Genomic DNA, 9381 nt, shown 5'->3' with positions numbered 1-9381 from the left:
TTGTGCGGCGCGCTGGGCGGCGATCCGGTTGCGGTGCCCTTGCTCGTGGGCTTGGGCGTGACGGAATTATCGGTGGACCCGGTTTCGGTTCCCGGCATCAAGGCGCTCGTGCGCAAACTCGATTACCCACTGTGCCGTCAGCGCGCGCTCGATGCATTGGCGCTCGAATCGGCACAGGCAGTAAGAGCAGCAAGCCGCGAAATCTGGCCGCTGGACTAACACGTCCTTCCGGCTGCCAGGCTTCGCGTTCACTAGTAAAAAGAATCGATCGACAACACGTTTCACCTCACGATCAACGACAAGACACTTTCTTTGGAGAATTCGATGGACGCTAACCTGTTTGCAAAAATGCAGCGTCTCGGCCGCGCGCTGATGCTGCCGATTGCCGTGCTACCGGTGGCCGGGCTGCTATTACGCCTCGGCCAGCCGGATGTCTTCAACATCAAGATGATCGCCGATGCAGGCGATGCAATCTTCACAAACCTGCCACTCTTGTTCGCCATCGGCGTGGCAGTGGGTTTTGCGAAAGACAACAACGGTACCGCCGGCCTGGCTGGCGCGATCGGTTACCTGATCGAAATCGCGGTGATGAAAGACATCAACGACAAGCTCAACATGGGCGTGCTGTCGGGGATCGTCGCAGGTTGCGTGGCCGGGTTTCTCTACAACAAGTACAAAGACATCAAGCTGCCTGAGTACCTCGCGTTCTTCGGAGGGAAACGCTTCGTGCCGATTGTCACGGGAGTCGTCTGTCTGGTGCTCGGTATCGTCTTTGGCTATATCTGGACGCCGATTCAGGCAGCTATCGATGCAGCCGGCGGCTGGCTGACGGGCGCCGGCGCTCTCGGCGTGTTCGTGTTCGGCGTGCTGAACCGGATCCTGCTGGTCACGGGCCTGCACCACATCCTGAATTCGCTTGCATGGTTCGTGTTCGGTTCGTACACGCCACCGGGCGGCGGCGCAGCAGTGACGGGCGATCTGCACCGCTTCTTTGCTGGCGATAAAACCGCTGGCGGCTTCATGACGGGCTTCTTCCCGATCATGATGTTCGGCTTGCCGGCAGCGTGTCTTGCCATGTTCCACGAAGCACCGAAGGAACGTCGTGCAGTGGTGGGCGGCCTCTTGTTCTCGATGGCCTTGACCGCGTTCCTGACGGGCGTGACCGAGCCGATCGAGTACAGCTTCATGTTCCTCGCTCCCGCGCTCTACGCCATCCATGCTGTGCTCACGGGGCTGTCGCTCGCGATCTGCTCGGCGCTGGGCATTCACCTGGGCTTCACGTTCTCGGCTGGTGCGATCGACTATGTGCTGAACTACGGTCTGTCGCAGCGCGGCTGGCTGGCGATTCCTATCGGCCTGGTCTACGGTCTGGTCTATTACGGCCTGTTCCGCTTCTTCATCCGCAAGTTCAACATGGCAACGCCGGGTCGCGAGCCCGCAACGACGGACGCCGAAGTCGAATCGTTCGACAACACGGGCTTTGTCTCGCCGACGGCCGGCGCAACGGTGCCGCGCGCTGTGCGTTACATCGCGGCCTTGGGCGGTGCGTCAAACCTGACGCTCGTCGATGCCTGCACGACCCGTCTGCGTTTGTCCGTGGTGGATTCAGAGAAGGTTTCGGAGCCGCAACTGAAGGCAATCGGTGCACGCGGCGTGTTGAAGCGCGGCGCGACGAGCGTACAGGTCATCATCGGGCCGGAAGCCGATCTCATCTCCGATGAAATCCGTACCCAACTCGAGCGCTCGTCGACTCGCGGTGCGACGCCGGCTTCGTCCACGCCCGCTGCCAGTGAAGCCGCGCCATTGGCTTCGGTTTCTGCCGCCGAGCAAGGTCCGCTCGATCCGGATCCGGTGCGCTGGCTTGCCGTATTCGGCGGCGCAACGAACGTGGCTTCGCTCGACGCCGTGGCTACCACGCGTCTGCGCGTGGTCGTGCGCGATCCGTCGTCGGTTGATCGTCAGCGCTTGTCGACGCTCGATGTAGCGTGGGTTTCCGCCGATACCTTCCACATTGTCGTGGGTAACTCGGCGCCGCGCTATGCCGCCACGATGGCCAAGCGTTTGTCGCCAGGTAACGGAGCTTCTCCGCTGCCGGCGTAAGCGGGCAGTGAAGCACCGCGGCTGAGCCTTCGGGTCTCGGCCGCGGAAGCTCTGTTGTCAACGTGAACCCATCGACACGATAGGTTCACCAAGTTTCAAATTCCAAGGCTGCATTTAAATCCCGGCATGGCGAAAGTCATGAGCCGGGTTTATTATTTGCCGGCAGAAAAGTCATTAGATCTAATTAACTCGCCACTTTTGTCGGCGAGTCCATTCGTCGTTCATTTCCCTGTCGTGTGGAATGCGAAATCACGTCAGCGATTAACGTTGATTTCGCAAATAAAGTAGTTGTGCTGATTAATAAAATAACGCGCAGAAACAGTTCGAGTCAGTGTTTCTCTATCTACATCAGGAGTCGTTCATGAAAATAAAATCAGGCTCTTTTGAGAACTCAGTGGGTAATGCGGCTCAGCGGGCATGCGCGTTGAACGCGGCGAAGTTAAGTTTTCCGGCAATGAGAAACAAGACGGTGCGCATGGTTTCAAAGCGTGCATATCCACGAGCCTTGCGCTTTGTTGCCTGAAACAAGCCGTTGATGGCCTCGATGAAACCGTTGGTCTGACGAGTCTGGGTCCAGGCAACGATTCCATAGAAGTGTCTGCGAACCAAACGCACAACATCCTTCATGGGCTCGACCTTGGAGCGCATGACGTTGGTGCACCACTGGTGCAGCATGTCGGAGACGACGTTGATTTGTTTGCGCTCGAGAATGTCGCGCAATTGTTCTCGGTAAAGCCAGGCGCGCGCGGTGCGATTGGTTGTGTACTGACTGACCAACGCCTCAAGGTCAGTCAGTTGCGCGAGGTTCAGTTTGTCGGCGTCCTTGAGCAACGTCCAACGCATGCCTTTAAGCTGAGGGTCGAGTTTCTGCTGCTGCCGACGTACTGCGTCGAGCGCCTTGGACGCGTGGGCGACGACGTGGAACTTGTCAAAGGTAACTCGCGCTTCGGGGAGATGTTCATTGACGCCCTTGATGAAAGCCGGTGACATGTCGATGCTAACCGAGCTCACTTGCCCGGGCGAGCCGCCGTGTTCGCTCAGGTAGGTGGCCAAGCGCTCTATCGTGCTAGCATCCTTGCCTGTGGTGACGAACACAACCCGCCGCGCCTGCATGTCGGCGACCAGCGTCAGATACTCATGACCGCGACGGTACGAGGTTTCGTCAATCGCCACCGCCGTCACACCCGACAGGTCGGCCGCCGCGAGCGCCAACTCCACATACCGCGAACAGATGGCATGTACTCGATGCCACGACAGATTGACCGCGCGTGCAACGGCGGCGAACGGCATCTGCTGCGCGAGCATCAACACGAGCGCCTCGAACAATAATGTAAAGCCGCTGAGCTGGCCCACCCAACCTGGCGCAACCAAACGCACTGAACCATCGGGCAGGCGCACCCTGGGCACTCGCACTTCGAGGAAGCACTCGTGCTGGAAGAAATTCAGATGCCGCAGGCGCTTGATTTGCGTGTCGTGCACGGGATGCTCGCCGGCAACTCCGGCATAGCCAAATCGGCTGCCTGCAACGAAGTCAACGGCGATGTTGAGCTGCCGCTGAGCAGCATCGAAGTCAACACTTCGGACATACCAAGGAGCCGTGATACCGAGGGCGGATTCGAACAATTGATTCGTCATAGCAGATTGGCTTTACATGGGTGATTCCCGCATTCTGCCGCAATCACCCATGACTCATCTTACTGGGTGAGCGCGCCTCAAGGGTTCGCTGCGCCGGGCTCACGCCCGCCCTTGACCCGCCAAACCCACCCACTTCAAATTCAAAAGAGGCTAAAATCAGTCATCTGGATCATCCTCATGCTTGCCGCTGGTGCAGTCAATGCCCGTGGATTCGATGTCCAATGCAATTACTCTCATACGTTGCCGGATGATGCGATCGTTTATCCCGGGAAACCGGGCGAAGCCATGGTTCATGAGTTTTTCGGAAATCCAAATACGAACGCATACACCACCTACGATTCGTTGAACAATAACAAAGTCACGACCTGCAACTCGACGGCAGATATCTCCGCGTACTGGGCGCCGCAATTGAAGCGAAAGTCAGGCATTGTCTTCCCAACGTATCAGAAAACCTATTACCTTAATGATCAGCCAGTGGTGCCTGTTCAGCCAATTCCGCCAGGACTCGAGATGCTGGCGGGAGATCACATGGGCACAGGGCCGAACCCGCATGTGAATTTCTTGTGCACGGGCGGTCAGTACACAACATCGATGCCGGCGAGTTGCCCGTCTAAAACTCCCGGTGCGGCAACCCAACTGAATATTAGTGTGCATTTTCCGGATTGCTGGGATGGAAAGACGCTGAAGCCGATCCTGGGAAGCAACAGGGCGACGCGAATGAGCAACCTCATGAAAGCTGCGAAAGGTGACCTCAACGTAGCGTATCGAAACAGCGACGGCACGTGCCCGAGTGCCTATCCGGTGAAGATCCCCGAGTTGCAATTCAACCTCGCGTATAACCTCGGAACTGATCCGGATTTATCCAGCGCTCAGCTTTCGCTCGACCCGGTGTTCGAGAACGGGCAATGGGTGCCGCAATGGGGAAGCATGTACACCGCTCACGGCGATTTCATCAGTGCATGGCACACGCAGACCATGCAATATCTGACGGATATGTGCATGAATAAAGACGTCATCTCCGGCGGGTGCGACACCAGCATTCCTGTCTATTATTCTGCCGTTACTGCGAACGTCCAGCTCGATAGCGACGGCACCGCTCACCCGGCGGACACGACGTTAGCTGCGGCGCCCGGCAACATTGTTTTGATGAAGTTTCCAATACCCAAGGATCTCAACGATTTTCCTTATGCAGCATCCACTATTCAGACCTTCGGCGGTAACGTGACCGATTCCAGCGCGGTCATGCTCAGTCTCTACTCTGCATCAACGAACTGGGACGACTCGGCCAACTTGCCTGCGGCATCGGCATGCAGCATGAACGGTATTGGCGGTATCTACCTCGATAGCGCTCGGCAGGTCAGGCAAAACGACATCAGCTCGTACATTGCGGACCAGAAAGCGGCCGGGGCGACGGAGGGAGCCCTCTGCATTCGTAACACAACAGGAAGAACAGTCACTTTCTCGTCGCGCACAGGATCATGGACGCCTGGGCTTTTCTTGAAGTGAAGAAGGCGGTGCATTGAGCCTGATTATCCCAAATAATTAACACTCCCTTTTGTCGCGATGATAAGGGAGTGGTTTCAATGCGAATGAAGAATAATAAACGCGACAATAAGACGCACCAAAGAAAACACAAAATATTTTTAGAAAAAGTTGGATTAAGCCGGGCCTTGAAATCGCGCTACCCTTCTCCCGAGACTAGTTGAAAGTCTAAAACGTAATATCTCAAAAACGTTGAAATCGGGCAAGGTATGAAACAAAAATCCGGGTCGGGGTTTTGCAAGCGGTTAGCAATTTTCCCTGCTCTTCTTCTGTCAGGTTGCGGCGGCCAGATGGATCTTCTCGATCCAAAAGGCAGCATCGGACTGGCTGAGAAGAATCTTATTCTGACGTCCACGTACGCCATGCTGATCGTGGTCGTACCGGTTATTTTCCTGACGCTGCTGTTTGCATGGAAGTATCGGGCGTCGAATACTTCCGCTGAATATTTACCGAAATGGGCGCATTCGACCAAGATCGAGATTGTGATCTGGCTGGTGCCTGCACTGATCATTCTCTATCTCGGTATTCTGACTTACAAGAGTACACATGCACTGGATCCTTATAAGCCGCTGGAATCAGAGGTAAAGCCAATCAATGTCGAAGTTGTTGCGCTCGACTGGAAGTGGCTTTTCATCTATCCGGATCTTGGCATTGCCACAGTTAATCAAATTCAATTTCCAGTCGGTACCCCGGTGAGCTTCAAGATCACGTCGGATTCGGTGATGAACTCGTTTTTCATCCCGCAATTGGGCGGTCAGATCTATGCAATGGCGGGCATGCAGACCAAGTTGCATCTGATCGCGGACCATGCCGGCGACTATGCCGGTTTGTCTGCGAATTTCAGCGGACATGGATTTTCGGATATGAAGTTTCGCGCCATCGCGACCACGCCCGAAGAGTTCGCAGCCTGGGTCAAAAAGGTGAAGGCATCGCCGAGCCAGCTTGATGGCGTGAACTATGCCGCTGTTGCCGCGCCGACCGAAAAGCAACCGGTCCAGTACTTCTCGAAGGTCGACGCGAATCTGTTCCAGACCATCGTCGCGAAATACAACAACGGGCATGCTCGCAACATACCCGACCCCATCTGCCGTACGAAGGGATAAGTCATGTTTGGAAATTTGCTGGGAAAACTAACGCTGGCGGACATACCGTTCGACCAGCCCATCATCATGGGTGCGGCAGCGTTCATGGCGCTCATCGTGGTGGCCGTGGTCGTCGGGCTGACGTGGTCCGGAAAGTGGGGCTATTTGTGGCGTGAATGGCTTACGTCGGTCGATCACAAGAAGATTGGCGTGATGTACATCGTGGTAGCGGTACTGATGCTGCTGCGTGGTTTTGTCGATGCGCTCATGATGCGCACGCAACTCGCACTCGCTTATAACGGGCCCGGGTTCCTTCCGCCCGAGCATTACAACCAGGTCTTCACGGCGCACGGCGTCATCATGATTTTCTTCATGGCGATGGCCTTCATGATCGGCTTGATGAACATTGTCGTGCCGTTGCAAATCGGCGCACGCGATGTCGCGTTTCCGTTCATCAACTCGCTCAGTTTCTGGATGACGGCGGTTGCAGCGATCCTGATCAACGTTTCCCTGGTGATCGGTGACTTCGCGCAAACGGGCTGGCTTGCCTATCCGCCGCTGTCCGAGCTGCAGTTCAGTCCGGGTGTGGGTGTCGACTACTACTTATGGAGTTTGCAACTTTCCGGAATAGGAACGTTACTCACCGGCGTCAACTTCTTCGTCACGATCATCAAGATGCGCGCGCCCGGCATGACGTACATGAAGATGCCCGTATTCACGTGGACGTCGCTGTGCTCGAACGTGCTGATTCTCGCCACGTTCCCGATCCTGACCGCAACGCTCGCATTGCTCGCGCTCGACCGTTATCTCGGCATGCACTTCTTCACGAACGATGCCGGCGGCAATGCCATGCTTTATCTGAACCTGATCTGGGCTTGGGGGCATCCGGAGGTGTACATCCTGGTATTGCCGGCGTTCGGCATCTATTCGGAAGTCGTCGCCACGTTCGCCAAGAAGCCGCTGTTTGGCTACAAGACAATGGTCTACGCCACGTGCTCGATCATGGTGCTGTCGTTGCTGGTCTGGTTGCATCACTTCTTCACCATGGGTTCCGGCGCGAACGTGAATGCGTTCTTCGGGATCATGACCATGATCATCGCCATTCCGACCGGCGTGAAGATCTTCAACTGGCTGTTCACCATCTACAAGGGCCGCCTGGAGTTGTCGTCGCCTGTGTTGTGGACGATCGGCTTCATGATCACGTTCACCATCGGCGGCATGACGGGCGTGCTGCTGGCCGTGCCCGGCGCGGACTTCGTGCTGCACAACAGCTTGTTCCTGATCGCTCACTTCCATAACGCAATCATCGGCGGCGTGGTGTTTGGTTATTTCGCCGGCTTCACGTACTGGTTCCCGAAGGCGTTCGGTTTCAAGCTGAACGAAACGCTTGGCAAGTGCGCGTTCTGGTGCTGGCTCATCGGTTTCTGGACCGCATTCATGCCGCTGTACGTACTGGGCTTCATGGGCGCAACCCGCCGTATGAACCACTACGACACACCGGGCTGGCAACCGTACATGATCGTCGCGCTGATCGGCGCGCTGATCATCTTGCTCGGCGTGGTGCTTCAGATTACTCAAGTCGTGGTCAGCGTGGTGAAGCGCAATTCGCCGGCATACAAGGACGTCACGGGCGATCCGTGGAACGGCCGCACGCTCGAATGGGCGACCAGCTCGCCACCGCCGGTTTATAACTTCGCGGTCCTGCCCGTGGTGCATGAACTCGACGCCTTCGCTCACATGAAAGAACGCGGCCGCACGCGTCACGCACGCGAGGCCTATCGCGATATCCACATGCCCCGCAATACGAGCGCCGGCCTGATCGTCGCGTTGTTCAGTCTGGCGATCGGTTTTGCGCTGGTCTGGCACATCTGGTGGCTTGCTGCTGCCGGATTGCTGGGCGTGGTCGTCACGCTGATCATTCGCAGCAACGACACCGACATCGACTACACCATTCCCGCCGCGACCGTTGCCGGAATGGATGGCTCGCCGGCGCAAACGCGCGCGCGCGATCTGCAGGAGGCACTGTAATGCTGACTAAAACCCTCTCACTCAATTCGTCGGAATCGCACGACGATCACGGTTCATCGAATACGGTCCTCGGGTTCTGGGTGTACCTGATGACCGACTGCATCATCTTTGCGTCGTTGTTCGCCGTATTCGCCGTGATGGGAAACCAGTTCGCGGGAGGTCCTTCAGGCAAGGACGTCTTCGAACTGCCTGGGGTCATGCTGGAAACCGCGATCCTGCTGGTCAGCAGCATCACATTCGGCTTCGGCATGCTGGCCGCGTACAAGGGCAAGAAGACTGCGTTGCTGGCGTGGCTCGGCGTCACGTTCCTGCTGGGCGCGGCGTTTATCGTGCTGGAAATACACGAGTTTCACTTGTTGATCCAGCAGGGTTATGGCCCGGGCACCAGCGCGTTTTTGTCGGCGTTTTTCACGCTGGTGGGAACACACGGACTGCATGTCACGGCAGGCCTGATCTGGATGGTCGTGCTGGCTGTGCAGGTTATCGGCAACAAGAAAGTTACCCAACGCGATCTGACACGCCTCGCGTGCCTGAGCCTATTCTGGCACTTCCTGGATATCGTCTGGATCTGCGTCTTCACCTTTGTTTATCTGACGAGCGTCGTATAAATGGCACACGCACAATCAATCGATACCGGCGCGGGCCACGGCAGCGTGCGCTCGTATGTCATCGGCTTTGTTCTGTCGGTCGTGCTCACGGCCGCAGCGTTCGGGTTGGTCATGCAACAGGCGTTGGGCCAGACTGAAACGATCATCGCGATCTCGGTGCTCGCGTTCATCCAGATCCTCGTGCATCTCATGTTCTTCCTGCACATGAATACGTCGTCATCGCAGCGATGGAACGTCGTCGCGTTCGGATTCACCGTTCTGGTGGCGGTGATCGTGATCGGCGGAACGTTATGGGTGATGCATAACGTCGGCCACCACATGATGTCGCGCTAGGCGCCAAAGCTCACACGCACAGAAAAAAAGCCCGCTGTCTTTCGACAGCGGGC

Annotated in this window: 8 protein-coding genes; 7 read left to right on the top strand and 1 reads right to left on the bottom strand. The window is 56.7% G+C overall.

Annotation, left to right across the window (positions count from 1 at the left end; translation table 11 throughout):
- Together ACRXB1_RS22300 and nagE are read left to right on the top strand one after the other, a co-directional pair.
- On the top strand, positions 1 to 219 hold a 219-nt coding region (locus ACRXB1_RS22300), incomplete at its 5' end, for a putative PEP-binding protein (RefSeq protein WP_449493244.1).
- 105 nt (positions 220 to 324) lie between these two features.
- Complete coding sequence (nagE, locus tag ACRXB1_RS22295; RefSeq protein WP_062168867.1) at positions 325 to 2100, top strand: N-acetylglucosamine-specific PTS transporter subunit IIBC; 1776 nt, start codon at positions 325 to 327, stop codon at positions 2098 to 2100.
- A 408-nt stretch (positions 2101 to 2508) separates the two neighbouring features.
- Here nagE and ACRXB1_RS22290 read toward each other — a convergent pair whose 3' ends face one another.
- Complete coding sequence (locus tag ACRXB1_RS22290; protein WP_449493243.1) at positions 2509 to 3735, bottom strand: ISL3 family transposase; 1227 nt, start codon at positions 3733 to 3735, stop codon at positions 2509 to 2511.
- Between the two features lie 111 nt (positions 3736 to 3846).
- Between ACRXB1_RS22290 and ACRXB1_RS22285 the strand changes: the two genes are divergently transcribed.
- The 5 genes from ACRXB1_RS22285 to cyoD all read left to right on the top strand — a co-directional run bounded on the left by ACRXB1_RS22285 (position 3847) and on the right by cyoD (position 9328).
- A complete protein-coding gene (locus ACRXB1_RS22285) occupies positions 3847 to 5241 on the top strand; it encodes a DUF1996 domain-containing protein (RefSeq protein ID WP_449493242.1) in 1395 nt (464 codons plus the stop codon).
- 245 nt (positions 5242 to 5486) lie between these two features.
- Positions 5487 to 6380, top strand: coding sequence for a ubiquinol oxidase subunit II (gene cyoA / locus ACRXB1_RS22280; protein ID WP_449493241.1), 894 nt, complete (start codon positions 5487 to 5489; stop codon positions 6378 to 6380).
- 15 nt (positions 6381 to 6395) lie between these two features.
- Positions 6396 to 8387: a cytochrome o ubiquinol oxidase subunit I gene (gene cyoB / locus ACRXB1_RS22275; RefSeq protein ID WP_449493245.1), complete on the top strand. Its 1992-nt coding sequence runs from the start codon at positions 6396 to 6398 to the stop codon at positions 8385 to 8387.
- Positions 8387 to 8995, top strand: coding sequence for a cytochrome o ubiquinol oxidase subunit III (gene cyoC / locus ACRXB1_RS22270; protein ID WP_174364795.1), 609 nt, complete (start codon positions 8387 to 8389; stop codon positions 8993 to 8995). Before cyoB ends, cyoC begins: the two co-directional genes overlap by 1 nt.
- Positions 8996 to 9328 (top strand): cytochrome o ubiquinol oxidase subunit IV, encoded by a 333-nt coding sequence (gene cyoD, locus ACRXB1_RS22265; protein WP_062168875.1) that lies wholly within the window; start codon positions 8996 to 8998, stop codon positions 9326 to 9328.
- Positions 9329 to 9381: the final 53 nt, after the last annotated feature.

It is taken from the genome of Caballeronia sp. M23-90, from assembly GCF_053574605.1.
The sequence above is the reverse complement of the archived record's forward strand: the minus strand, read 5'-3'. Positions and strand labels throughout refer to the sequence as shown.